We start from the raw sequence: 26,354 nt of genomic DNA on the forward strand, positions 1-26,354 counted from the left end.
CGCGGCGATGGCTGGACTCAGTCCCTGTTTTCAGGCGGCAAAGCGATCTGCAGCTTGCGCGCCTTGCCGCGTCCCACGATGTAGCCGCGGCCCGGGATGAACTCCGGGCTGACACGGCCCAGCGAGGTGCTCAGCAGGCTGTCCCCTTCGATGTCCCCCGGGTTCAGCAGCAGCCCGCGGCGGCCTGATTTGAACGGCTGTGAGAGTGACCAGGCAGAGGACCAGGTTGATGTTTCGGATTCGCCGATAACCCACTGGTCAGCCTTGATGGACGCCGTCACGAGCTGCGACATGCCCGATTCCGCCGCCGTGTCCGTGAACTCGGTCAGGCCTTCAACGAAGATGGCCACCTTGCCGGGATTGCCGATGGAGTGCTCCACCAGGTCTTCCACCACTTCGGCAAGGTCGTCCGCCCCTACCACGGAGCGGTTCCACAGTGGCAGGGATGCCACTGCGGACCGGCGCGAGCCGATGTACACGAGTTCGGTATCCGGGTTGGTGCGGCGCAGCGCGTAGGCCAGGCTGACAAGCGCCACCGTGCGCCCTGCTCCCGGAGGCCCTGCCAGAAGCAGCGGGCCTTGGGCCGTGATCTCCGCAGGCAGGAGGGTTTCGTCGTCGACGCCGATGACAGGGAGGTCCGGGCTGCCGGCGGGCAGCAGGTCCAGGTCCACCTGCTCCGGGAGCCGCTGGATCTTTGGCGCCTGTTCCAGCCCCTGCCGCAGCATGGCCTGGCTGAGCCTGTGGACCTCGCGGGCCTGCAGGGCGAGGTTGGAGTTCCCGCCCAGGACGGCCAACTGTACTTCGAGGCCACCCAACAAGCCGCGCCCGGGGGGTGAGGAGGCACTGAGCACATCCTTGGGGACGTCCATGGACAGGTAGTCGTCTTCGGAGGACAGCCGCAGGACCAGCCGGCGCTGGATGGAGGCCAGCAATGACGCCGGCACGGAGTTGGGCCGGTCACCGGTGATGACCAGGTGGATGCCCAGGGGGCGCCCGTCCGTGGCCAGCTGCAGGAAGATGTCCCACAACGGAGACAGGCGGCTGTATTCGTACGTCTCGCGGAAAGCCGACATGCCATCGAGCAGGACAAAGATACGCTTCTCGTCGGGGCGGTCCGCCAGGGTCCGGTATTCGCCAATGGTGGAGGCCCGGACCTCGGCGAAGCGGGCAGACCGTTCATCGGCGATATCGCTGAGCAGGCGCAGCAGCCGGCCGACCCGTTCCACGTCGTCGCCGTCGATGACGTCGCCCACGTGCGGGAGCCCGTCCAGCATCTTGAGCCCGGCGGATCCGCAATCAATGCCGTAGATGTGCACGGGACCACCACGGGGCGTGACGGCGGCGGCAATCGCGATTCCGCGCAGGGCGGCGGACTTGCCGGAGCCGCCGGTGCCGTAGATGGCCATGTTGCCGTCTTTGTCCGGTTCGTAGAACACGGTGGGCTGGTCCTGGCGGGTGGGATCATCCGCTACGCCCAGGAGCAGCCGCTCGTCGGTCCGCGGGTTAGGCAGCTTGGAGAAGTCGTAGGTGGTGGCGAGCTCGTCAAGCCACGGCTTGCGCGGCGGCCGGATGGCCAGCGATTCGGCTGCACGGACAATGTTGGTGGTCATCCTGGCGATGTCGTTGGGACCGGCAGGAGCTTCCTTGACGGGTTTCTCCGGGGCGGGCGCCTCCCAGCTTTGCCCGGACCCGAACGCCATTTCCACAATGTCGATCTGCGGGCGCTGGGGCTTTTCGGTAGTCCAGCCGCCGGCGTAGCCGGTCTGGAACCCCTGGATGCGGCCAGGTCCGGTCTTCGCGGCGCCGCGTCCCGGAATGGTGGGATCGAAGTAGGCTGCGTCAGGCACCCCCAGGATGTCGGTGGCATCGTCGTCATCGGCCATTCGCAGGGCCACCCGGAGGTTCGTGTTGGCCCGCAGGCTGTCCTTGATGACCCCCGCCGGACGCTGCGTGGCCAGGATCAGGTGCAGGCCCAGGGAGCGGCCGCGGGCGGCCACGTCCACCACGCCGTCCACAAACTCCGGCACCTCGGTGGCCAGCGCCGCGAACTCATCAACGATGATGACCAGGTACGGCGGAGCCTCGGGATCGGCTTCGCGCTGGAGCGCCAGCAGGTCCTTCGCCTTCTTCCGGTTCAGCAGGTGCTCCCGGTAGTGCAGCTCCGCCCGGAGGGACGTCAGCGCGCGGCGGACCAGGTGCTGGGAGAGGTCGGTGACCAGACCCACGGTGTGGGGCAGGTTGAGGCAGTCGGCGAACGCGGCCCCGCCTTTATAGTCCACAAACAGGAAGCTCACCCGGTCCGGGCTGTAGGCCGCGGCCATGCCCATGACCCAGGACTGGAGGAACTCGGATTTGCCGGCACCGGTGGTACCGCCCACCAGCGCGTGCGGGCCCTCGTTCTTCAGGTCCAGATAGAGGGGCTCAATGCCCTTCGAACCCACCAGCGCGCGGAGGGTTCCGTTGTCCTTCCGGTTGGGCACGGCTGAGGCATGGACGGAATTGTTCTCTTCCCAGCGCTCCGCGACGGCCTGCGGGTTGTCCAGGAAGTCCTTGCCGATCAGGGTGGCGTAGGAGACCGCTCGCGGCAGGTCCGAATCGTCAGTGACCGGCTTGCCAACGTCCACCACGGGCGCCAGCATCCTTGCCAGCTGGGCAGCAAGTTCGGCGTCAAGGCTTTCGCAGCTGACAGGATAGGTGTGCCGGCCCAGCCGAACCTGACCGGTGGTGGTGCCGTTTTCACCGTCCACCACCATAAAGTCGCGGCAGGCGGCCGGGAGGGCCTGGATGTCGGTGGCAACCCACATCACGTGGACGCCGGAATCCGGGCCGCGTTCGGTGAGGCGGGTCAGCCTGCCGCGGTCAACCGGGGCGTCGTCCTCGACGATGGCCAGCACCGCCGGCAGCACCGGGGCGGGAAGCTCGTGTTTGGCGGGGTCGATGGTCCCCCTCGGCTCCGGGGCGGAACGCTTGGCCATCGCCTCGCGGGCGTCGACAAGGTCCTCAAGCCGGGCAAGGAGTGTGGAGCCGCCGGCGGAACCGGCGGCCAGGTGGTCGCCGGGAAGGGGGCTGTGGCCGGAACCGACGTGGGGCAGCCATTGCAGCCAGTCCCAGCGCTGCCGGGACTGCGCCGAGGTGATGGCCGTGACTACGGCTTCCGCGGGCGAATGGAGCCCAACGAACTGCAGCACCATGCCGCGGGCCACATCGTCGACGAGACCGCGTGCCCCGGCCACGCCGAAGGCCCCGGCCGTGCGCAGCTGGGAGACCACGGGCACGCCTTCGATGTCCCGGAACTGTTTCAGGCAGTCCTGGATCTCGCGCATGTATTCGGCTGCGGTGTCGTTGTTGTTGGGTTCCTCGAACATGATGCGGGACGGGCTGGTGCCGAGCCCGAACCGCAAGCCGAGGAAGCCGAGGTGCTCGGGGCGGTGGGTCCACAGCAGCGGGCCCAGCTTGTAGATGGAGTCCACGGTGTCGCTGACCGAGGGCGCTTCCTGCAGTCGGACTGCACGTTCCACATGCTGCAGTTCGGTGATGTCCTGCCGGAAAGCGGCCATGGACTCCCGGAACTGCTTGAGCTGCTCCTTCTGCTGCCGCCTGGTCTGCATTTTGTGGTCCACGTAGTGGCCCACAATGAACAGCGGCATCATCATCATGAAGATCACGGAGAGCATGTTCCGGGTGACCGCGAACATGATGCCGCCCATCAGGAGCGGTGCCATCAGCATGATGTACGGGAACGCTTGGTGGTCCGGCCGTTTGGGACCCGCCGGGGGCACCCGCTTGGGCGCGTCAAAGCGGGGAACCACCCGTGGGGAGCGGTTGAAATCAACAAGGGGCGACGTCGGCGCTGCCGCCTGCTTGTGTCCCAGCGGCACCACCGTGACGGTGGTCTCCCCCAGGGTGACGGTGTCCGAGGAGTTCAGGGTGGCCCGGGTGACGGGAAGGCCATCCATGAGGAGGCCGTTGGCGGAGTTGGTGTCCACGATCTCCACGCTCTCGCCCACCGTGATGCGGGCGTGGCGTTTGGAGGTCAGGGGGTCCGAAAGCCGGATGTCCACGTCCCGGTCCCGGCCGATGTAGCTGGTGCCGGAGGGCAGCGAAAACTCCTGCCCGACGTCGGGCCCTGACAGGATCCGCAGGGTGGCGGCGGCGGGGCCGCGGTTGGCGCCGGGGGCGTTGAAGTGGTCGCTGACCTCAGCCAGCGAAACCACGGATCCCGGGCGCAGTCCCGACTCCAGCAGGTTGTCCGTCCGGGTCAGGACGTTGCCGCGCATCCCACCGCCCACAAATGCCTCGTCGATGCGCAATGAGAGGTTCCCCGGCGCCATGGAGCCCTTCCTGTCGGGGTCGGCCACCCACAATTGCGTGGCGATGTCCGCCACGGTGGCCAGGCCGTCGACCGTGACGGCCAGGTCCTTGGTTTCCGCCGGATCCCGGCGGAGTGTCAGCCTGATCCTCATCCTTCGTCCACGCCCCTCATCTTTTTCAAAAGGTACAAGTCCTCGGCGGTCACCAGATGGGTGGTGACCGCGTGTTCGACGAGGCGGGCGCGCCGGTTGGTGGCCAGTTTTCCGCCGCCGCCGCGCAGTCCCATGACACCGACGCGGTCAAGCTTGTCGCAGACGTTGTCCAGCTTCCGGTTGAACCTCGTGAGTGCCCAGCCCAGGGTCTTGGCTGCGGCCGCCGACGACGGGATGGCACTGAACCCGGTCCCTTCGCGCCGCAGCATCGGCTCGGCGAGCGCCACGATGAGGGCCTTCTGGGAGTCGGTGAAAACGACAGGGCCGATCGTGGTGTCGCCGTTGCTGTCGTCTTCCCGTGATTGCTGCCGGAAGGACGGTGTCTTGAGGTGGACAGCGAACTCGTACGTGGTGGGACCGGCAGTGAAGATGATGTTCGTGTGGCTGAACACCAACGGAATGCGTGCCCCCGGCGACAGCCAGGCCTGCATGCCGCCCGAGCCGTCGGCCACCGTGGCGGAAAGCATCCTGCCGACGTTGCTCAGCCACCAGATCCCGTCGTACCGGGCCACCTGCAGGAACTGACGGTGAAGGTAGGGGTTGTCGTCCACCTCAAGATCGCCTTCGCGGCCGATGTTGAAGATTTCCTCATCGGACGGTTCGTACCATTCACCACAGAAATCTATTGCTAGATCCCCCATTTTCCGTGCCTCCTCGCCGGGCGCTGCCCGCGTTCACTGTCGTTTCCGGTATGCCGTGCCGTCACTGGCGGAGGCAGGCGATCGAGTCTTCTTTCAGGGGCGAGAAGGCGCCGTCGCTGCGCACGAGCATTACTTGAATGCAGGTGGGTTCCGCGGGGTTCAGGGCCATTTGGGCCGTTGGCGCCGTTGTGGACTGGTACTCGCCGCTTCCGCCCACGGCATAGACCCGCCATTTATAGAAGTCGCCGGACTTTGGCTGCGGGTTGGTCCAGGTGAACGTTGCCTTGCCGGAAGAGTTAACCGCCCCGGCCAGGGCCGCGACGTCGGGGACACTCCCGTTGTCCAGGGCGTCCGCCGGGGGCTTGGAGACCTGTCCGGTTTCGGCGGCCTTCGGCTCCGGTGCCGACGACGCCAGCACGATGCCCACAATGATGGCCAGCACCAGCAGCGTCCCGCCGGCGAAGGCGAGCCACAGGTTCCTTTTTCCGTGGTCCTGGACAGCCTCGGGGGCACTTTCCTCTACCGCGGCAGGCCTGCTGACCGTCGAGTCGATCCCGGGTTCTGCCCGGCCCGGGAGGCGGCCGGCCTGCTGTGCTGCCTGGGGGCCTGCAGTCTGGGCTGGCTGGAGCCGTGGGCGCTGGACAGTGGCGTCGGGTGCGGAGCCGTAGTCGGCGGGCGGCGCACTGCCGCGGAGCATCGTGGCATCGGCCCACTCCCCCGCGGGGCCGCTGGCCTGCCAGCCTCCGGCCGGGCCGCCGCTCTGTTGTCCGTCCGTCGGGCCGGAGAACAGATTTCCCGGAACCTGGGGCCGGGGCGCGGAATCCGCACCTGCGGCCGGGGGGAATGCACCAGCGGGAAACCCCGACGGCGGGGTTCCGGTTCCGGTGCCCCGGGGCCGAGTGCGTGCCGGGAAGGTGGGGGCGCTGCCGGTCCGCTCCGGATCGATGGCTGCAATGCTCCGGACCCGGGTCTCCTCGAAGCCGTCATCCGGGTGGCTGTCATCGTGGTGCGGCTCTTCGAGCACTTCAAAGGGCGTGACCGACAGGTTCAGTTCGGCCTGGATCCGCTGCAGGGCCAGGGCGAAGGCATGGGCCGAAGAGTACCTGGACGCGGCGGGTTTGGCCATGGCCGTGGAAAGCGCACGTTCCAGTGATGCCGGAACGTCGTCCCGGCCCAGGCGCGGCAGCGGAGCGCTGGTGATGCGTGAGATCAGTTCACGCTGGGAATTGTCCGTACCGGGCATCACGAACGGGGACCGTCCCGCAAGGAGTGTGTACAGTGTGGCGCCCAGCGCCCAGACGTCCACCATGACGCCGTCGACCGGGCCCCCGGTGAACTGTTCCGGCGGCGACCACGGGATGGACATGCCCGCGTCATCATCGGTGTCGCCACCCAGGGTGCCGGAGATCCCGAAGTCCGTCAGGGCCGGCCGGTTGTAGTCGGTCACCAGGATGTTGGCGGGCTTGATGTCACGGTGGGCGATGCCGGCGCGGTGGGCAGTTTCGACGGCGGAGGCCACCTGGATGCCCACGGCGAGGACCTCGTCGACGCTGAAGCGCTGGCGGCGGTAGCGGACGTCCAGGCTGGGCCGGGAGCAGTACTCCATGGCCAAGTAGGAGTGCCCGGCCTCGGTCACCTCAGCCTCGAAGATCGTCACAATATACGGGTGCGACGAAAGCTGGGCCATCAGGTTTGCCTCGGACTCGAAGCGCCGCCGGGCGCCCTCGGTCTTCAGGTCCGAGAGGAGGACCTTAACGGCCACCTTCCGCCGGGGGCGGTCCTGCTCATAGAGGTAAACGTCGGAGAACCCGCCCGAGCCGAGCATGCTGATGTAGGTAAACCCCGGAATGTGGGGCGGCGGCGCAACCGGCCGTTTGGAACTCAAAGAATCTCCTCAAAACGCAGCGAGATGTCGTCACCCAGTTCCGCGATATCGCCGTCGAGCAGGATGGCCGTCTCGTTCTGGGCCAGGCGCCGGGGCTGCTGTCCCCCGCGGACCAGGACGGTGCCGTTCGTGGCCTTCAGGTCGCACAGCATCACGTGCCAGCCCTCGAGCCGGACTTCGACGTGCGAGCGGGAAATGTCTGCGCTGGGGCTGGACACCTGGACGAGCCGTGGCATCACACCGCCCTGCACCCGGGACACGGATGGCTGGCGACCGATCACCAGCGACTGGTCAAGGTCCACCAGTTCCCCCGTGGACACGCGCATCCTGCCCAGCCGTGGCCGGGCCACCTGGACAGCGTCGGAGGGAAGCGGCAAGCTGCAGGCAGCACATTGGGCGTGGGTGGGCGGGTTGGCATGGCCGCGGTTGCAGACCCGGGCCAGCACCAGTGGTCCCGCGTCCGGCTCCGGCTCCTGTTCCGGGGCGGGGTGCGCTGCCATTCCGGCGAGATCGCTCTTCATGACGGTGTGGCCGTCATGGTCACCGTCGGGGCCGTCAGGCTCGGCGGCTGAATCCAGCGCAGGAGCTACCGGCGCAGGAACTGGTACCGGTGGCAGGAACGACGGCGGAACCTGGGTGGCCGGCGCGCTCCCCGACCCCTTCCGCCACGGGACAGAGTCGATCAGGCCGGTGGGCGGCACGGCTGCCTGCACCGGCGCGTGCGGTACAGGGGTCAGCTCGTCCGGCGCGTGCAGCGCGGCGTCCGGCAACCCCGGAGCTTCCCCTCGGGCGCTGGCTTCTGCTCGGGCGTCGGCTTCTGGTCCGGCGTCAGTTGCAGGGGCAGCGGCATGAGGCGATGCGCCGGCGTCGGCTTCCTCCGGCTCGTCGCGAACGGCGGCGTCCTCGATGCGACGGACCACAGTCTTCTCCCAGAGGTGGTCGTAGCCGCCCGTTAGTTCGTGCGCGGGCACCTGGTCGGCAGGGGACGCGGGGTCAATGTCAGCTGAAGGCTTGGACGGTGCCTCCTGCACAGGCTCGGCCTCCCGCTGCGGTCCAGGTGTTTCCGCGGCATAGCTGGATTCATCCTCCAGGAGCCCTATGACGGTCTCGGCCGAGACCTCGGGGGGGCTCTCCGGTTCCCGGTCACGTACCGGATCCAACACCACGTCAGCGTCCGTTCCCGGCTCAGTGTGGGGTGCCAGTTCGCCTTCAAGTTCAGCCTCCGGTTCAACATCCGGCTCAACGGCCTCTTCCCGTACGACGGCGCTAACCGCAGCCGCCGCCCCTGCCGGTTCGCTGGTCCGTGCCCCGCCCGGTTCAATCGCCGGCGCCCCAGCCGGTTGAGCGGTCAGCGTGACGGTCAGCGACTGCACCAGAACCACGCCCTCGGTGAGCGGCAGCACGGGCCCTAGTTGGGTGTCGCCTGCGACAGCCAGGCGGTACCACTCGGGCAGGTCGAGGCGCCGCTCCGTCCAGGTGGTGACGTCCCGCCCGTTCAGTTCCACCGGGCCGGCGGCCAACTGCACGGTCAGGTCCAGGTCACCGCGGAGGAAGACCCGGAGCGCGTCACGGTAGTCCACGATGCCAAATGACGGGATCTGCGCCAGGGAAACCCCGAAGCTGCTGGTGACGGCATGCAGCACCTCGTGCACTTCCGGAGCATCCTCGAGCAGGTCCCAGATCGACTGGACGAGGGCCGGCGGCGTCCCGGGTCCCAAGAAGACGGCCGTACGGGAGCGGAGGAGGCCCAGCCAGGGACCCGCGGTGTAGTTCGCGGTGGCCATCTCAGTTCTCCCCACGTTCGTCTTCCCCGGCAGCCGGCCGGCTGGCGTCCACAATCTGGGCCCTGGGCAGCGTGGCCTCTTCCGCGTCAGCGGAAGGGCGGGGGGCGGTGGTGGCCATGCCGGCGTCGTTCATCAAGTTCTTTGCATCCACCACAATGACGGTGACGTTATCCCGTCCGCCGTTGCGCAGTGCTGCCTGGATCAGCGCATCCACGGCGTCCTGGGGGTGGCCCACCGTGCTGAGGATGCGGTGGATGTGCTCGTCCGTCAGCTCGGCGTTGAGGCCGTCGGAGCAGACAAGGATCCGGTCGCCTTCTTCAACCGGCAGCAGCCAGTAGTCCGCCTCAGTCTCATCGCCGGTGCCCAACGCACGGGTGACTACGTGGCGGCGCGGGTGGACTGTGGCCTGCTCCGGTGTGATCTCACCGGCATCCACGAGTTCCTGGACCTCCGAGTGGTCCACGCTGACCTGGGCAAAATGCCCCTGGCTCAGACGGTACGTCCGGGAATCACCGATATTCATGACCAGCCAGTACGGCATGCCCATCTGCTCCACCACCACAGCGCCCGTCAAGGTGGTCCCGGCCCGGGCACCGGCCACTGCCCTGATGGAATTGTCGGCACGGAGCAGGTACTGCTGGAGTACGGCCGCCGTGACGCTGCGCTCTCCGCTGGCCACCTGCGGCATCGCGGCCAGCGCACGCACGCACATGCCGCTGGCGATCTCGCCGGCCTCGTGTCCGCCCATGCCGTCAGCCACTGCGAAGACAGGGTCCGAGGCGATGAAGGAGTCCTCGTTGAGCTCCCGGCGCAGTCCGCGGTCCGTGCCGTAGCCGTAACTCAGGCTGATGGCGGATCCGTTTTCTGCGTTCGGGGAATCACTGGCGGGGTGAGAGTTCATGCCTGTCCTAGGTGGAAGGAGCGGTCACCAAAGTGGACAGTGGATCCCGGGCTGACAAAGGCGGGCACGCCCGGCTGCAGTGGCGTGCGCCGGCCATCCGGCGTGGTGACGGCGCTGCCGTTGGTGGAGTTTCGGTCCGTCACCCAGATGCCCGCACCGTCGGTCAGCAGGTGAAGGTGGGTCTTGGAAATCGAGCGGCCCGGGTCGGTGATGGCCAGGAGCTGGGCCTGCTGCTCGCCTGTTTGGCCCACGGGGTTCCGGCCCACCAGGACGATGCGGTCGACCTGGAAGTCCCGGCCGTCGTCGAGCTTTATCCGCAGTACCGCGACCGGCGCCGCGTAGGCCGCACCGCCCCGCATCTGGGTGCGGTCGAGGTCATCGTCGGGATGTGCTGTACCTGGGTCGGGAAGGGTTGCCACCGGAGTCTCCGGCACCTGGAACGAAGTGGTAGCAGGAGGAGAAAACGACGGCGGTGCATACGGCTGCTGCGCGGCATACGGCTGAGCGGCGTAAGGCTGTGCCGCGGCCTGCTGTGCCGGGGCCGTGGGTGCCGGGGGTGCCGCGTACGGCAGGGCTGCGCCGGCTACGGGTGAAGCGACCGGCTGGACGGGCGGCAGGTCCAGGGGCGCGAAACTGTACGGGCCCTGGATCCCGCCGGAGGTGATGGGGTTGCGGCCGGCGTTGACGTCGAACACGAGGGCTTTGGCTGCGGAATCGTGCCAGCCGCGCTTGCCGTTGCGGTCCCACGTGTTTGAGACCACCACCAGGACAGCCCACACCGCACCGACCAGAAGCAGTGGGCCAAGAATAAACAGGGCGGTGTCGAACCACTTGACAATAACGACGAGCACTGCGGCCATGAGCGCGAGGATGATGCCGGCACCCGTGATGAGGCCGCGCAGGAAGACGCCTCCGGCGCCTGGTGCGTAGCCATCCTTGTCAGTGCTGCGGATCCCCATGACCCGATTACCGATGGTCGCACCGGAGCGGCCCTCCATGCCCAGCAGGACCACCAGGTAGACCAGCGTCAGCCCCATGCCGATGCTGCCGAAGAGGACCAGGGAGGCGGTGTTGTAGATGATGAATCCGCCGCTGAGGGTACGGGTGATTCCCGCGAAGCCGATGGTGAAGGACACCACCAGGACTGCGACGGGTGCAAGCCAGTCCAGCACTGCGGCGCCGAGTCTTTTGCCGGCCGTGGCCGGAACCAGCTCAAGATTGGCTGCCATTCCCGTTCCTCCCCCTGGAGCCGTTTGTACTACCGGGATAGTACCGGGAATCCGTGCTGCGTGCGCCGCAGCACTTTCCATCATGGCCCGCTGTGCGTGGTCCACGTTGCGTCCGCTGCGGGCAGATCTGTTGGGGAGCGGCGCGCCGCAGGCCGTACAGAACGTGGCGCCGCCGCGAATCAGTTGCTGGCACCGTTGGCAGCGCTCGGCCTCGTTCATCATGATTCAGTGTGGTTCTTCCTGCCGGGGTTCCTCAGAACGGTGGACTCATCAGCCTCGGGGGCGGCCGTGGTCGCGCCTGTTCCAGTGCCCGGCGTCGCGGGACCTGCGCCGCCGGGGAGGTCTGGGCCGGTCTCCACCCTACCGGTGGCCGGCGGCCGTCCCGCCGAACCCTTGCCGGACCGGAGCGACGGCGGCAGCAGGCCCAGCCTGGCGCTGCGCAGTTTGAGCGCAGTGCGGCCATCTGCCAGCAGCGACCGGGGCGAGAACCGGGCCCGCTGGCGGCGCCAGAAACCTACGGTCCCGGTCATCTCCTTCAGCGAGCCGTCCACGATGGTCCAGTATTCGCGGACATCTTCTTCGCTGGGCTGGCCGGCCCCGAAGATGGACGCGTCCGCCCGATGCGCCAGCATGGTGGTGGTGGGCCCTGTGACAGGGAATGCCTCGGCAACTACCGCGGCACTTTCGCGCCGGGTTGACCGCGTATCGATTCCGGCGCCCATGTCCGTGGCAAGGCTCAGGACCTCGTTCCAGCCACCGCCAACCCGCTGCGCAGGGTGCCCCTCGGTGAAACGCGCTTTCCTGCGTCGTGATTTGAGCAGCGCGATGAGCAGCAGCGGCAACGCGAGGATGGCCAGCGGAATCAGGGCAACGCCCAGGGCACCGAGCAGGGCCCCCCAGAACAGCCACGGGTTGTTCTTCTTTTCGTCCGCGTCAAGCGCATCCGGCGAAGAATCCGTGGGCAGGTCCACGGGTTCCTGCGGCGGGGGCGGCGGCTGCAGAACCTGGGGCTTGGGCTTGGACTTGTTTTCCGGGTCCGGCGGGATGGGGATGTTGTCCTTGGGCGGTGTGGGATCGAAGCTGACCCAGCCCACCCGGTCGAAGGCCACCTCAACCCAGGCGTGGACGTCCTTGCCGGTGATTTTGACTTCCCCGGCGCCGTTTTCCGGGCTGGTCGGATCAGGGTAGAAGCCCATGACCACGCGCGACGGGATACCCAGGTGGCGGAGCATCAGGGACATGGACACGGCATACTGTTCGTCGTCGCCAAGCATCTGCTTGGCGGTCAGCAGGGTCCGGATCCGCGACGAGCTGTGGCCGGACACGCTGGGCAACTGGCCCTCAGTGACCAGCCCGTTGCTGAAGGCGCCGGTCTTCTGGAAATGCGCCTCGATCTGCCGCACCCGGTCAATCGGGGTGGGCGCATCAGCCGAGAGGTCATTGGCCTGGGAGCCCACCACCGGCGGTACCTCGACGGCATCCGGGAGGCTGATATTCGCGAAGTCATACTGGGTGAGCTGGCCGTGCTCAAGCTTGACCGGATCGGATACCTGGACGCTGTAGGAATCACCCTCGGACAGGCCCTGGGTGGTGACGGCGGTGTCCGTTCCTGCATTGAAATAGAGGCCTGACGCGGCCGTTGCAGCACTCCGGTCAAAGCTCAGGCCGGTGGTCTTCCGGCCGCCCGGGACGAAGTATCCCCGGTAGTCCTCAATGGTGATGTCGATGGCGTAATCGTTCGTGGGCACCACCCTGGAGGTATCCGCCAGGGTGTTAATGGACTCGGTGTCGCCCACCTTGCTGAAGCTGCCGGAGCCGTTGGGGTCCATGTTGTAGTTGGTGCCGTTGAAGGCATCCAGGGCGCCCAGCCGGACCCTGCCGTCGCGCGGCAGTCCCTTGACCACGAAGAGGGTGTCATCCTTCTGGTCTTTGACGAAGGTCCGGAAGCTTGCCAAGGGTGTGATGTAGTCCTTGGGATCGAAGGGCGGGACCACCACGTTGCGGAGGACCTTGCGGTCGCCGCCGGCGGTCACTAACGGCGCAGCCACTGCTGTGACGGCAACGCTGGCCGCAATGACGGCCGCCGCCGTACCCAGCCTGCGGAGTCTGGCACGCTGGGCTGTGGCCGTATCCGTCTGGGGACGGTTGACCGACACTTTCCGGGTATCGCTGCGGCGCAGCGCGTCCCGGCGGAAGGTTGCCCAGGCAATCGCGACGACGGTCAGGCCAATGCCGCGGTCAACGGTGTGGAAGGCAGCGTTGGTACTGAAGGCAATGCCGGTGATAAACAGGACCAGCACCGGAAGCAGCGGCCAGTAAGGGCTCTTCAGGCGCCAGATGAGCAGCCCGGCAACGAGTGCGGTGAGCAGTGAACTCAGCAACGGGACAATCAGTACCCCGCCGGAGGAGCCAACAGGGACACCCACGGTGAGCATGTCTTTCCAGGCGAACACCACACCCAGGAGCAGGGTACGCAGTGAGTCGAGGCTGGGAACGAAGCCGGCAATCGCGGCATCCGGCACGGCGAGGACCGTACCGAACACCAGGTAGGCGCCCAGGGCGAGGGCCGTGGTGATCAGCAGGCCAAGGCGCAGGTGGGCGTTGGCGGCCGCGATGCCAAGGCCCAGGATAATGCCGCCGAACCCGGAGACCAGGTAGAAGGGGTCCCCGCCGAAACTGAGGCCGAAACCGAGGAGGCCCAGCCCGAGCAGCACGGTGAGTGCACCGGCGTCGAGCACAAAATGCCAGGCGGGCTGGCCGCCGGCGAAGGCTGACTCATCCTGCCGCCGCGGGGACGCCCGGTGCCGGAAGTCGGATGCGGAGCTCACGCGGCCGCCTTTCTGAGGACGATCGCGAGATCGGCGAGGTCGCCCAGCGTCAGTACTGTCAGGTCTGCGATGTTGGCGCCGCCGGGGGCGGCCCCGATCTGGAGGCGGACGGCCAGGCTCCGCACCCCAGGGGGCACGGATGCCGCTGCCGACCGGAGCTGGGTGGGCGTCATATTGCTGCCCACCACAAAAAAGACCACGGACGCGTTGGGGACCGTATCTGCCAGGGTCCTGGCGAGGTCGACGGCGGTGCGCCGCATGGGTGCCCCTGCGATCCGCGTCATGTCATCGAGCAGGTTCCGCCCGGTTTCGCAGCGGAGCGGCCCCTTCTGCGTGAGGACATCGAGCTCGCGCTGCTCGCGAATGGCCTGCCGCCCGATCGAAGCGGCCGCGGAGATAGCCATTTCGAATTCCTGCTCCGAGGCGTATTCGTCCGTATTGATGGACAGCGAGATGGCCAGGTGGGCGCGGCGGGTCTCCTCGAACTGGCGGACCATCAGCTTGTTGGTCCGTGCCGTGGTCTTCCAGTGGATGTGCCGCCGGTCATCGCCCGGGACATAGTCGCGAAGGGCGTGGAAGGAGACATCCGCGCTCGACAGGTCGGTCGTGGGCATGCCTTCAAGGTCGCGGATAAAGCCGGCCGCGGAACCGGCCAGGGCTACCGTGCGTGGGTGGACGAAGAGGTCTTCCGGCCCGGTCCACATCACCTGGCGGCGGAGCAGGTGCAGCGGGTCGGCACGGACGGAGCGCACAGGTCCCACCACAATGACGGCGCGGCGGGCCGTGGGGATGGTGAACAGGTCCTCATGCACCTGCTGGGGTTTCATCCTGGGCAGGTGGAAGACGGCGGTGGCATTACCCACCGGCAGCTCCAAGGCTGCAGGGAGCAGCGGGCGCGTGGAGGTGTTGGAGACTGCGATACTTCCCACCGCGCTGTCCCCTACTGCCACGCGGGTCCGGGCAAGGTCCAGGCTTACGCCGTACGAGGACCGGCCCAGGATGAACCCGATGGCGATCAGGAAAAGGACAAACGCGGCGATGGCCGCGGCTTTAGCCTCCTGCCAGCCGAAGGCCTGGCCAGCGGTCCACAGCAGGATCGAGGCGGCCAGGACAGACCAGCCCAGGACGCTGACCACCGTGAGGACGGGCCAGGCGTACCGCAGCCACAGGCCGCGGACGTTATCCCACGCCGGGGTGAGGGCGAGGGCGGCCGTGCCGGTGGCTTCGGACCAGACAGAGGACGGATGCAGCCTGGTTGGCCTGCCGTTCCGGCGGAAGGGTTGCCGGAGGCGTTCAGCAAGCCGGGTCAGCGGAGTGCTGCTGGACATAGAAGTACCTTTGTTCGCGCTGGAGGAGAGTGGTCCGGGGCTGCCGGGAGCGTCAGACGGTTGCGCGCTGCTGCGGTGCCGCGACGTCGGACAGCACTCTGGCCAGGATGGCCTCGGCCGTGGCTCCGGCGAACTCCGCTTCCGGATCCATGACAAAGCGGTGGGTCCAGACCACGGAGGCCAGGTCCTTGACGTCGTCGGGGAGGACAAAGTTCCGGCCCTGGCCTGCAGCCCAGACCTTGGCAGCCCGCACCATGGCGATGGCGCCACGCACGGAGACGCCCAAACGGCTCTCGGGCGCGTTGCGGGTCTCCTCACAGAGCCGGGAGATGTATTCCAGGACAGCCGTGTCAACGTGCACGGTGGCCGCGAGGTCAGCCATGTCCGCCACTGCCTGGGTGGTGATAACGGCGGTGATGTCGGCGGAACGGTCCTTGAGGTTGGAGCCGCCCAGCAGCTTGACGGTGGAAGCGTGGTCCGGGTAGCCGATGGAGGTCTTGATCAGGAAGCGGTCCAGCTGTGCCTCCGGGAGGCGGTAGGTACCGGCCTGCTCGATCGGGTTTTGCGTGGCCATGACCATAAACGGCCGGCCGGCCTCATACGTTACGCCGTCCACCGTGACCCGGGATTCTTCCATGACTTCCAGCAGTGCCGACTGTGTCTTGGGCGACGCCCGGTTTATTTCATCGGCCAGGACGATGTTGTTGAAGATCGGGCCCTTATGGAACTCGAACTTCTGCGTCTTCTGGTCGTAGATGGTCACGCCGGTGACGTCCGACGGGAGGAGGTCGGGGGTGAACTGGATGCGGTTGTTGGAGCCCTGGACGGTGGCGGCCATGGCACGGGCCAGCATGGTCTTGCCCGTGCCGGGCGCATCCTCGAACAGTACGTGTCCCTCAGCCAGCATGGCGGTGAAGGTCAGCCGGATGACGTGTTCCTTACCAAGCACCGCCTGCCCCACGTTGGAAACGAGCTTGTCGAAAGTGCCTGCAAACCATTCGGCCTGCTCGGTTGTCATGGTCATGAAGTTCAGTCCTTTTCTGGTGGTGCGGGGCGCTGGTCCGGTGATGATGGAGCATGTGGCTGCGTACGGGTCAGCATCTGCCGACGTCAGCGCCGCTGATGTCGATGGTTTCGAGCTTGACGTACCAGCCCTGGTGGGGGCCGCCGTCCATCCGGTACCACTTGTAGTACGACGCCGGGTTGGACGATTCACTGGAACCGTAGATGTTCATCCAGCAGGCGCTGCTAATCCAGCCGTCGGAGTAGGAAACCCAGTTAGCGTCGTTGCCGCCACAATCGGGGCTGCCGTTCCTATAGCCGAATCGATCCGGCACCCCAGGCTTCCCCGGGCAACTGTTGTTGGTTACTTGCTTGACACGGACCTTCGTTGGCGCCGGTGGCGGGGTGGGGTCGGTCCCGGACGTGGACGTGACAGGTCCGCCAATAGCACCGTCCACCACAGTCACGGCGCGGACACGCAGGGTATGGCCCTTGCTCCAGCCTCCAGCGCCGGCTGCAAAGCTGTTGGCCTGGCCCACGTTCTGCCAGCCGCCAGAGTCCATGCTCACTTCGTAGCGGTTGAGTGGGCGGCCGTTCGTGTTGGGGTTGTTCCAGGTCCAATGCACCTGGCCATCGCCCTTGGCCGAGGTTAGGCCGTCAACATTGGGCGCGCTGGGCGGTCCGTATGGGTTGCCCGTGCCGATGGCCTTGGCATCACCCGACATGTTGTTCTTCGTGGACTTAGCGATGATGGTGATGGTGATGTCAGTGCCGTTGGGAAGACCGCCGATATTTCCACCCGATGCGCTGATGCCGCCGGTCTGGCCGGTCGATGCCTGGTATGAATAGGCGATCTCATTCGCCGTGGATCCGTTGCGCTGAGCTTCGGTCAGCGGTGTGAAGGTCACCTTGAGCTGGCCACTGGTGCCGGTCTCTGTCACTGTTCCGCTGCTGACTTGGCCGGGCTTGCCCGCGGCCCGGATGGCCGCCGACTGGGCGCTGGTGCCGCTGGTGCCGGCCTTATTGGTGGCGGAGACCGTAAAGGTGTAGTTGGTCTCCGAGTTGTCCACCGTGACGTTTTGGGAGGTACCTGCCACCTGCTGGGTGGCAATTGCGGCGCCGCCTCGGAGCGTGGTTAGCGTGTACGCGGAGACGGCGTCACCATTGTTGTTCGGCGCAGCCCAGGAAACCTTCAGCTGGCTCTGGCTGCCCACCGGTTGTGTCTGGGCGGCGTTGGGCGCGGCTGGGGTGGCCGGCACGCCGGCAGGCACTTCAGCCGCCGAGTAGGCGCTCCACTCCGACGGTTCCCTGGCATCATTCCGGGCAAGGACGCGGACCTTGTAGGACACGCCGTTGTGCAAACCCTTCCAGACGTAGCTGACGGCGGTCAGGTTCTGGACCTGGGCGTTCTGTCCCGGTGGGGCCGGCGAGATTTCAAGGTCGTACGACTTGATCGGCGAGCCCTTACTGGCGGGGGCCAGCCAGTTCACGGCGAGCTGCTTGTCACCGAACTTGAGGGCCGGTGCCACCGGGGTGTCCGGCTTGACGTCTGGCCGGACGTCCGCGGAAGCGGGCGAACGGCCCGACTCACCAAATTCATTAGTGGCCGTCACTTCGAAGTGGTACTTCGTGTTGTTGACCAGCCCGTTCAGAGTGCAGGTGTTGGCAGGGCAGTCCTGCCTGAAGCCGGACTCGCCGTACACCGTGTACTTGGTGATGGGTGAACCACGGTCCGCGGGGGCCGACCAATTCAACAGCGCAGTCCGGTCACCCACGCTCTGAGTCTGCGGCGTGGTTGGTGCCAGCGGCTTGTCTTTGACGGTCAGCCGGATCCGGGCTGTCGCGTTGCGGGAATCATCGCCAGTCTTGTCCGCCACTGTATAAACCACAACCAAGGTTCCCGTGAAACCGGCCGACGGCGTCACCGTCACAAAATCACCGGACGCCGTCGCGTTTCCCTGGCCGGTTTCTGTAGATGTCGCAATGATTTTCAGCGCCGTTTCGGGGAACGGGTTGGCGTCGTTGGCGAGGACCTTGACTGTCACCGGCTTACCGGCGGCGGCGTTGGGCTCAAGGTCGTCATTGGCAACCGGTTTGGGCCGGTTGGAGGCGATGACGGACAGCTGGTAGGTGGCGGTCGCTTCCAGTCCGCGCGAATCCGTCGCCTTGACCTGAACGGCCCCCGAGGTGCCGGTGGCGGTTGATCCGTCCACCGAAGTTTTGAGGATCTGGCCGTCCATGCGGGCATTGAAGCTGGCAGGGCTGCCGCCCACCAGGTCGTACTTCATGTTGTCCACGTCGTTACGGTCAGGGTCCGAGGTCAGCCGGCTCAGGTCCAGGTCGGCGGACTCCCCCTTCGGTACTTCAATTTTCGCGCCCAGGAGTTCGGGCGGGTTGTTGCGGTTGGGGTCCGGCAGCACCTTCGTGCGGATGCTGAGGGTGGACTTCAAGCCTGCAGGATCGTCAACGGCGGTGCCGTCGGTCACTTCAAAACTCAGCGAGCCGGGCCCCACATAGTCCACGCCGGCGAAGTACTCCAGTGAGGTTCCGTCGCCCGAAACGGGATTGCTGCCGTCCGAGCCGATGAGCTTGATGCGGTCTGTCTGGGTCAGGCGGGGTGACCGTCCCTCACGGACCTTCACCCAGTCTTTGAGGTCAACGTTCACGGACTGCCCCGAGATGACCTCGATAACCTCGTCCTTGGCGAGGGTGGGGACCTGCTGCCCCAGGCCCGGCACCCAAATGATCGCGGTGGATTTCTGGCCGTCCACGTCTTCGACGAAGTACGGGATCAGCTGCGGCTGTTCAGTGAGCTCCACGATCATGTTGCCGTCGGCCCCGGGGCGTGCCGTGACGGCCTCGGTGCTGATTTTGAGGTTCTCACCCACGCCGTCGGGATCTTCATCGTTTTTGAGGACAGGCACGTCCACGGCAGTCTTTCCCCTGGCCTGGGCGGACGTTACCCGGTCATCGCGCGCAATGGGCGCCTTCAGGGGAACCTCGTTATCGACCACCACGCGGATGGTGGCCTGGGCGGATGCCCCCCGGTCATCGGCGATGGCGTAGCGGACATTAACCGTGCCGGCCGCGTTGGGGGCCAGCAGGATGATGCGTCCGCTGGTCTTGCTGACGGTGGTCTGGAGGGCTGCGTCAGCTTCGATGCCGTCCGTGAGGATGCGGATGAGGTCGCCGTCGGGGTCAGTGTCGTTGCCGGTGGCGTCGACGGCGATCTGCCGTCCCGGACGGACCTTCACCTCGTCATCGACCGGGGTGGGGTTCTGGTTTGTCTCTCCCCGCGGGGCGATGCCCACCGTCACGGTGCCGGTGTTGACGGCGCCCTGGCGGTCCACCACCTTGTAGCGGAACGTGTCGGTTCCCGCGCCGTCGCCGGCCGCGGTGAAGTCAATGAAGTTGCTGCCCACGGTGGCGGTTCCCAGGGCAGGGGTGCTGTCGATGCCGGTCAGCTGCACGGAGTCGCCGTCGGGGTCGATCCCGTCCAGGGGTACCGGTATCCGCACTGTTCCGGCGGCCACCACGCGGGCGGTGAGGTTCCGGGGCTGCGGCCGGGAATTCTCGGCGCCTTCCAGCGGAAGGATGTGGATGGTGAGAGCAGCGGCGCTCTTCTGCCCCTGCGGGTCCACTGCGTTATAGATGGCCCGGACCGTTTTGGGCTGGGCGCCAGCGATGAACCGGACGGTGTTTTCGGAGACGAAACTCTTGCCGTCCAGTGCGTCCACGGTCTGCGGCAGGACGGGGTCAACGGTCAGTTGCTGGCCCTGCGGGTGGGTGTCGTTTTCCAGCACCGGAATGGTGACGACGTCGTTGACCCGGACGTTTACTTCGTCGGGTTTGGGTTGGGGTGCTTCGACGACGGCGGGAGCCGGGACCGGGACCACGGCGACGCTGCCGGTGGCTGGCTTCCTGCCGTTGGACATGGTGTATTCGAAGCGGAAGGGCTCCTTGGTGCCCAGGACATCGGTGATGCGCAGGACGCTGTGGTCGATCACGCTCACGGACGCTGTGGTGCCCTCCGGAAGCTTCACGGATTGCAGGACCAGCACACCGCCGGACGGGTCCGAGTCATTCGCCAGGGGGTCCAGGAGGACGCTGCCGCCGGTCGGCATCAGGGCGACATCGTGCACGGCGACAGGATCGCCGGCGTCGTTACCGGATTCCACGTCAACCCGGATCAGGCCCTGGCTGCTTTGTGGGCCGTTGCTGGCGATGTAGGTCAGGTAGACCGGGCCGGGCGTGGTGCTGCGGAAGGTGAAGGTGCCGCCGTCGGTGACGGGACCCAGCTCGGCGGGACCGGTGGCCTCGACCTGCGCCAGGCGGAGCGCACCGCCGTTGGGGTCGACGTCGTTCTTCAGGGGTGAGATCACCAGGTCCTGGCCCACCACTGCCGTGACGTGGTCGGCGTTGACCACCGGCGCCAGAGCACCTGGCGGCTGGACGTTAATCACGACTTTTCCGGTGACCGTGGCGCGGCCATCCCAGATGGTGACTTGGACGTTCTTTTTTCCGGCGGTGGCGCCGGAATCCTGGAAGGTCAGGACGCCGTCGCGGCGGACTTTGACCTGGTCCTGGTCGTTGTCGGCCTTGGCGTCCATCAGGACGAGGTCGTCGCCGTCGGGATCGGTCCAGTCGGTGAGGATGTTCTGGCTAACGGTTTTGCCCTGCTCCACGAGCATGGTGGTGGCCTCACCGCCGCGTTTGAAGACGGGGGGCCGGTTTTCGTCGGGACCCACCACGTTGAGGGTGACCTGCCCGCCGGCGGAAAGCCCCCGGCCGTCGGCCGCGTTGTAGTTGAACCTTTCGGTGCCGGGCCTGGCGTCCGCGGGCACGGAGATCTGGAATGCCGTGCCGCCGTAAATGCTCTGCAGGGTTCCGGCTTTGGGTCCGGAATCGCCGACGGCGGCGGTCAGGACGTCGCCGTCGGGATCTGAGTCGTTATCCAGGACGCTGAGGATGGTGGTGCGTCCTGGACGGACGCCTATAACGTCGGGTTTTGTTTCCGGCGGCCGGTTGGGCTTGCTGCGGTCCGGCAGGACGTTGATGGTGTTGTTGTCCGCCGACTCCTGGTCCTGCTCATCGGATTCGTTTTTGGGCGGCACAACGTCGTCCCAGTTGTTCACGAGCTGCATGTTCTGGTTCACCAGCCACACATTCCCCGAGTTCACATCATTCAGGACCACCAGGTCACGGTTCACCCGGAAAACATACGACGGCGACGCACTCGCCTTGGGCACATCCACGTTCCTGTCGTCAGCATCATTTCCGCAGTCACGGACATACTTGTTCGCCCCGGCCCACGCCGCATGCACACAGCCACCCAACTGGACCGGTGCTGCCGGCACTCCCTCACCATCAAAGGTGACCGTCTTCGCCGTCGAACCATCCAACGGCTGCTCCAACAACGCCTTCCGCGTCGAAACGGCCACAAACTCACTGGCCGGCCCGCCCTGCTGCAGCTTCGCATCCCGCGCACTCGCCAACACCAGGCGCTTACCGCCCGGGAGGAACAGGTTCCCCGCCGCAGCATCCAACACCACAGGCTTATCGCCCACCACCGTGATCTGCAGATCACCCGCGCCTTTGAGCTCACTCCACGTGTTCGAATCCGAGGTCAGCACTTCGCCATTGGCGTCCACGGCGGTCACCGTCACCAGACCGGATTTCGGGTCCGCCGAGTACACCCGGTCATCAGCACCCACCGCCGACACCAGCCCCTCCGACCCCACCATCACCGGCTCGGAAGCCTCCTGGTCAAAACCATTCACCGTGGACGGCGAGAGCGCCCACACCTTCCCGGCCGCCGGATCCGTCACCGAGATCACCCCGGCACCAAAACTCACATCCGCAGACCCCGGCAACTGCTTATCCCCGCCCAGGCGCATGTTCGCAGGCGAAACCTGGTTCAACGTCGAACCCGTCTCATCATCCACAAACACATCCCCCGCACTCTGGAGAACATCGAAAGTAGTACTCGCCGGCGTCACGGCACCATCCAACACACGCGACGGATAATTCAACCGGCCCACAGCATTATTGGACTTACTGACAACCCACACACCGCCGTCGTTCAACTCCACCTCGGTGGTCTTAAACCCCGGATAGATGATCGCACCCGTCACCAACACGGCACCCACAACGGCAAAAACCGTCCCGGTGACCATCCTGTTGTGCCACTTCACGAGACCAAGCTTCCCCAGCAGACTTGTCACAGCTTTACTATTCCCCTGAAATCACAACTGCCGTGCGGCAGCTAAATTGCCCTTTTTGCTTCCGTGGGCCGGTTCCGCCGCTCCCCCACAAAGGCACCGGAATATTGCTGACAGTGCCTGACGAACCGCCATGGGAGCACTTCCCTCATGCGGGGGCCCGATCGGCCGCCACAGACGACTATAGCGTGATTCGCCAACAACTGGATAAACCCGCAGGTGAGCCAATCGGGGCCCAGCGGGCTCAGCACACGGTGCCCTGCGTATCGCCCTGGCCGGAGCCAAATCCTAGTCGACTACCAGGCCCTTGCCTTCGCCTCGGGCCAGCAGCACCGGATGGATTTCACCGAACCCGCGCACGTTTTCGGCGGGCTGCGGGACCAGGACGAAGTGTTCGTCCTGATCCAGCGCGGACGCCGTCATGGAATCGATCAGGACCGTACCCGGATCAGCCAGGGTGGTCAGTCGGGCAGCGAGGTTGACCGTGGGTCCGTAAATATCGCCGAGCCGGGACAGTATCCGCCCCCAGACCATCGCCACCCGCGCTTCGGGAAGGATCTCATCCTCGGTGAAGGCCTCTGCCAGGGCGAGCGATATTTCTGCGCCTGCAGCCGGCGTTTCCGCGATGTACAGGACTTCGTCACCCACTGTCTTAACCAGCCGGCCACCACCCACGGAGATGATCTCGGCGCATTTGTTCTCAAAGCGCTGGACCAGCCGGGCGAGGGTCTTTTCATTCATCCGGCGGGACAGGCTCGTGTAGGAGACCAGGTCGGCGAAGCCCACGGCACGTGCCAGGGGCAGCGGAGCGTCGTCTTCGTCGCCTTCGCGGCCTTCCTCGCTGGCCTGCAGGCCAGCCTCGGCGCGGACGGCAAGCCGCTGCACGCCGGCGTTCAGCTGCCGCCGCCACGAGTAGACGAGCATGTGCTCCAGCGCGTCCAGCAGTGCCGGCAGTTCCTGGACCAGTCGCTTGCGGGCCAGGGCGTCGGTGACACCCTGCTCGTGAACCATGTCCTCCACGAGGGCTTCGATCTGCCAGACCACCATCCTGTCGGTCATCTGCCCGATGGAACGGGTCACGGAGATGGCGGCCTCCTCGGTCAGAACCCCGGAGCGGACCAGGTCCACCACTGTGGAGAGCGCTGCCTGGTCACGTTCCGTGAAGGCGACGTCGTCGTCCCCGAAGTTCGGGAAGCCGAGGGCGCGCCACAGCTTCCGCGCCGACAGGAGCGACAGACCGGCCCCGGCGGCCACTTCGCGGCGCCTCAGCTTGCGCTCGCCACCGAGCAGCTTGGTCTCGAGTAATTTGGCCGCCAGCCGCTCGACGGACGACGTGCCTGTTGGGGGGTGGGCAGTCTCAGCTGCGGGGGCTGGCAGGGCCGGCTCGCCCTGTTCTTCCTCATCGTTCATCATGTCCACCTTCTCTCAATTCCCACGGCAATACGTCCCCGGCACTGTCCCACGATTCATCGGTCTCCGGATCCCTGCCCTCGGGCAGTTCGGCCATCGCATCCAGCACAAAGTCCCGGAACCGTGCGGCTTCCGGGACGTCCTGGACGGTCACCACACTTTGGTATCCGGTTTCCAAGGATATATTCCCGGAGCGCAATATGCGCTGCACCACCGACTGGTGGACCGTCACGTTGCGGACCGAGGCGAGGTTTACCTGCTCATCACGCCGCCGCAGAATTCCGTAGCGGGCCACAATCCGCTGGCTGGTGAGTATGTACCGGGTCCCCTGCCAGCGCACCAGCCGGGGCAGGCAATATGCCAACCATATCCATGCAGCGGCGAGCACGCATGCCAGGACGATCCACGGTGTCCAGTCCGCCGAGACCGCCGGCACCACGCGGCTGGCCTCACCCCGCAGAGTCCAGGCGCTGGCGAAGGCCGCGGCGGCGGGCGCGGCGATGAAGAGTGCGGCCGGGCCGGCCAGTTTCCTCGGCTGCGGACGGGTGGTGGTGATGACCTGTTCGCCCGGCACGAGGCCTTTACGCATAACCGCCTTCGGTGCCCTGGCCGGGCGGGGTCCACGGGCGCAGATGAACTACATCGCCGGCGGTCACCACATGTTCGCGGGCGTCTTTGTCCACCACGAGCAGGGATCCGTACTCGTCCAGCCTGGTGGCATGGCCGATTATCTCGTGGTCGCCGGGCAATTGCGCGCGCACCTGCCTGCCCAGCGTGACCATCACGGACTCCACCCGCTTGTGGAGCGAAGGGCCACCGGCCATCCCGGCGGTGGGGTCGCCGTCGGCATTGCAGAAACTGCGGTAGAGCACGGCGAAGTGCGCCAGATAGCTCTTAAGCAGCTGGGTCCGGTCAACAGTCAGCGGCTGCTCAAGTGCCACGGACGTGGCTGTGGGCACCGGGAGTTCGGCTTCGGTCAGCGTCACGTTTAGGCCGGTCCCCAGGACTACCGCCGGCACGGAACCGTCGCCCATGGGCCCCATCTGGGCCAAAATCCCGGCGATCTTGCGGCCACGGACCAGGACATCATTGGGCCATTTAAGCTCGGCCGGGATGCCGGCCGTCTCCCGCAGTGTCTGCCTTAGCGCCAGCGCGCCCAGCAGCGACAGCCACGAATAGGTGTGGGTGGGCAGGGGCCTGCCCGCCGCGTTGGCTGGCCGCAAAACCATGGAAACGGAGACGGAACTCAGCGGCGGCGCTTCCCAGGTCCGGTCCAGCCTGCCGCGCGCCGCGGTCTGGTACTCAGCCGTCAGCACGGACAGGTCAGGCCACTCTTTTGGCTCAACGGTGAGTCCGCGCAGGAGGTCCGCGTTGGTGGACCCGGTGGAGTCCATCACAACCACCTTCGCGATGCCGGTAGCGGCCAGGAAATCCTGGTCCGCCAGGGCTCCGCGGTTCAAAGGACTTCCTGGTGCGTGTGTGTCAGCCATGGTTGAATCCTATCGACTCACGCCGCGCCGGCGGCTGTTCCGGCGGCCACATGCCTGGAATGCGCCTCAGAGAAAAATGTCCGGAACGAGCTGCTCCTCGGCGGCCCCGAGACTGTAGGGCCGGAAGTCGGTGACGCCTGCCGCTGTGAGCACCTGTTCGTCTGTGTAAAAGTTGCCGCTGGCCCCCGCCTGGCCCGCACGCGGGGTGCCGGGCTGATTGCTGCCGGTCAGGATGGCATGGGCAGCATCGGCCATGATCTCCGGCCCGCGGGCAGCCTGCACGATGGCCCGGCCGCCGGGCATATTCCGGATGGCGGCGGTATCGATCAGTGTGCACGGCCAGAGGGAGTTGACGCTGATCCCGTCCTCCTTGAGCTCCTCGGCCAGCCCGAGGGTGGTCAGGCTCATGCCGTACTTGGCCATGGTGTAGGCAAGATGCCTGCCCGCCCACACCGGGTCGAGGTTCAGGGGCGGCGACAGGGTGAGGATGTGGCCGTTGGCCGACTTGCGCAGCGCCGGCAGTGCCAGCTTGGACAGCAGGAACGTCCCGCGGACGTTGATGTCCTGCATCAGGTCATAGCGCTTCATGTCCACCCCGTCCGTTGTGGACAGATCGATCGCGGAGGCGTTGTTGAGGACCACATCGATCCCGCCGAAGCGCTCGACGGCGGCGGCCACGGCCCCTGCGACATCCCCGTCGCGGCGGACATCGCCCACGATGGCCAACGCCTCGCCGCCGGCGGCCTCGATCTGTTCGGCGGCGCTGTGGACGGTGCCTGCCAGCGTGGCGTGCGGCTGACCCGTCTTGGCCAGCAGGACAATGTGGGCGCCGTCGCGGGCAGCACGGGTGGCAATGGCCAGCCCGATGCCGCGGCTGCCGCCGGACATCAGAATGGTGCGTCCCCGCAGCGAACCGGTGGCCTGGTAGGGCGTTGCGGCGGCGGACCGTGCATCGTTGCTGGAAGTCATGGGCTCCACTGTAGCCGAGATATGTTACTCACCAGTAACATACGTCCTGGCCGCTGGATGTGGCGGAAAATTGTAGGTTTTCTACAGCCGTCCTGCATTGATGCGTCATTAGACTAGCCAGCAGGGTTCGTCTTTTGTGTGGA

Annotated in this window: 14 protein-coding genes; all 14 read right to left on the bottom strand. The window is 66.4% G+C overall.

Annotated elements, in window-relative coordinates; genetic code table 11:
- Positions 1-17: 17 nt before the first annotated feature.
- Positions 18-4,463, bottom strand: coding sequence for a type VII secretion EssC family protein (locus ABIB27_RS10305; RefSeq protein ID WP_354215225.1), 4,446 nt, complete (start codon positions 4,461-4,463; stop codon positions 18-20).
- Positions 4,460-5,164 carry a hypothetical protein gene (locus ABIB27_RS10310; protein WP_354215224.1) on the bottom strand — a complete coding sequence of 235 codons (705 nt, stop codon included), beginning with the start codon at positions 5,162-5,164 and terminating at the stop codon, positions 4,460-4,462. The genes ABIB27_RS10305 and ABIB27_RS10310 overlap by 4 nt, the downstream gene beginning before the upstream one ends.
- Before the next feature lie 61 nt (positions 5,165-5,225).
- On the bottom strand, positions 5,226-7,049 hold the full coding sequence (locus ABIB27_RS10315; protein ID WP_354215223.1) for a serine/threonine-protein kinase: 1,824 nt from the start codon (positions 7,047-7,049) through the stop codon (positions 5,226-5,228).
- Positions 7,046-8,833, bottom strand: a complete 1,788-nt coding sequence (locus ABIB27_RS10320) for an FHA domain-containing protein (protein WP_354215222.1) — start codon at positions 8,831-8,833, stop codon at positions 7,046-7,048. The genes ABIB27_RS10315 and ABIB27_RS10320 overlap by 4 nt, the downstream gene beginning before the upstream one ends.
- A 1-nt stretch (position 8,834) precedes the next feature.
- Positions 8,835-9,734, bottom strand: coding sequence for a PP2C family protein-serine/threonine phosphatase (locus tag ABIB27_RS10325; protein ID WP_354215221.1), 900 nt, complete (start codon positions 9,732-9,734; stop codon positions 8,835-8,837).
- Complete coding sequence (locus ABIB27_RS10330) at positions 9,731-10,963, bottom strand: RDD family protein (RefSeq protein WP_354215220.1); 1,233 nt, start codon at positions 10,961-10,963, stop codon at positions 9,731-9,733. Before ABIB27_RS10330 ends, ABIB27_RS10325 begins: the two co-directional genes overlap by 4 nt.
- 218 nt (positions 10,964-11,181) lie before the next feature.
- Positions 11,182-13,791, bottom strand: a complete 2,610-nt coding sequence (locus ABIB27_RS10335; RefSeq protein ID WP_354253853.1) for a transglutaminase TgpA family protein — start codon at positions 13,789-13,791, stop codon at positions 11,182-11,184.
- Entirely contained in the window at positions 13,788-15,119 is a 1,332-nt protein-coding gene (locus tag ABIB27_RS10340; RefSeq protein WP_354253854.1) for a DUF58 domain-containing protein, read from the bottom strand. Before ABIB27_RS10340 ends, ABIB27_RS10335 begins: the two co-directional genes overlap by 4 nt.
- 52 nt (positions 15,120-15,171) lie before the next feature.
- Positions 15,172-16,143: an AAA family ATPase gene (locus ABIB27_RS10345; protein ID WP_354253855.1), complete on the bottom strand. Its 972-nt coding sequence runs from the start codon at positions 16,141-16,143 to the stop codon at positions 15,172-15,174.
- 70 nt (positions 16,144-16,213) lie between these two features.
- Complete coding sequence (locus tag ABIB27_RS10350; RefSeq protein WP_354253856.1) at positions 16,214-22,345, bottom strand: Ig-like domain-containing protein; 6,132 nt, start codon at positions 22,343-22,345, stop codon at positions 16,214-16,216.
- 285 nt (positions 22,346-22,630) lie between these two features.
- Positions 22,631-23,755 (bottom strand): adenylate/guanylate cyclase domain-containing protein, encoded by a 1,125-nt coding sequence (locus tag ABIB27_RS10355; protein WP_502909171.1) that lies wholly within the window; start codon positions 23,753-23,755, stop codon positions 22,631-22,633.
- A complete protein-coding gene (locus tag ABIB27_RS10360) occupies positions 23,742-24,341 on the bottom strand; it encodes a PH domain-containing protein (protein ID WP_354215215.1) in 600 nt (199 codons plus the stop codon). Before ABIB27_RS10360 ends, ABIB27_RS10355 begins: the two co-directional genes overlap by 14 nt.
- Positions 24,334-25,242, bottom strand: coding sequence for a biotin--[acetyl-CoA-carboxylase] ligase (locus ABIB27_RS10365; RefSeq protein ID WP_354215214.1), 909 nt, complete (start codon positions 25,240-25,242; stop codon positions 24,334-24,336). Before ABIB27_RS10365 ends, ABIB27_RS10360 begins: the two co-directional genes overlap by 8 nt.
- Before the next feature lie 66 nt (positions 25,243-25,308).
- On the bottom strand, positions 25,309-26,211 hold the full coding sequence (locus ABIB27_RS10370) for an SDR family oxidoreductase (protein ID WP_354215213.1): 903 nt from the start codon (positions 26,209-26,211) through the stop codon (positions 25,309-25,311).
- Positions 26,212-26,354: the final 143 nt, after the last annotated feature.

This window comes from Arthrobacter sp. UYEF21, assembly GCF_040546085.1.
Taxonomy (GTDB): domain Bacteria; phylum Actinomycetota; class Actinomycetes; order Actinomycetales; family Micrococcaceae; genus Arthrobacter.